This is a genomic window from Candidatus Hydrogenedentota bacterium, assembly GCA_016791475.1.
Classification (GTDB): domain Bacteria; phylum Hydrogenedentota; class Hydrogenedentia; order Hydrogenedentales; family JAEUWI01; genus JAEUWI01.
The window spans coordinates 1-770 of sequence record JAEUWI010000189.1 but is presented as its reverse complement, the minus strand read 5'-3'; the positions used below and the strand labels follow the sequence as shown (position 1 = coordinate 770).

General features: G+C 71.3%; 1 protein-coding gene. It reads left to right on the top strand.

Annotation, left to right across the window (positions count from 1 at the left end; translation table 11 throughout):
- Window positions 1-770: glycosyl hydrolase (locus tag JNK74_28625; GenBank protein ID MBL7650150.1), on the top strand; the 770-nt coding region annotated here is incomplete at both ends.

Here is a 770-nt window from a genome sequence, read left to right as displayed (position 1 = left end):
CGTGCTCGAGGCCGTCTCCATCGCGCACACCGGCGGCAAACCCATCGTGGCGGCCGAGGCCTTCACCTCCAACCCCGGCGAAGACTGGATGGCCGACCCCGCCGCCATCAAGGGGGTCGGCGACTGGGCCTTTGCCGCCGGCCTCAACCGCCTCGCCATCCATCGTTACCAGCATCAACCCTGGCTCGACCGCTGGCCCGGCATGACCATGTGGGAATATGGCGTGCACTGGGAACGCACGCAGACGTGGTGGCCGATGGCTTCCGCCTTCCACGAATACCTCGCGCGCTGCCAGTTCATGCTGCGGCAGGGCCAACCGGTGGCGGACATCCTCTATCTCGCCCGCGAAGGCGCCCCCATGATTTTCCGCCCGCCTTCCTCGGCCACCGTGGGCAAACGCCCCGACCGTCGCGGCTACAACTTCGACGGCTGCGCCCCCGAGGTCCTGCGGGAACGCGCCCGCGTCGAGGCCGGCCGCCTCGTCTTCCCCGACGGCATGAGCTACCGCGCGCTGGTGCTGCCGGAGAACGAGACGATGACGCCCGAGCTGCTGCGCACGGTGCACGCGCTCGTGCAGGCCGGGGCCACGGTCATCGGCCCGCGCCCCGCCAAGTCGCCCAGTCTCGCCGGCTTCCCCGGCAGCGATGCGGAAGTCCGCCGGCTCGCGGCGGAGCTCTGGGGACCTTGCGATGGCGTCAACGTCAAGGAGCACGCCTTCGGCGCCGGCCGCGTCATCTGGGACGCCTCCGCCGTCACCCCCGTGGCGGCCG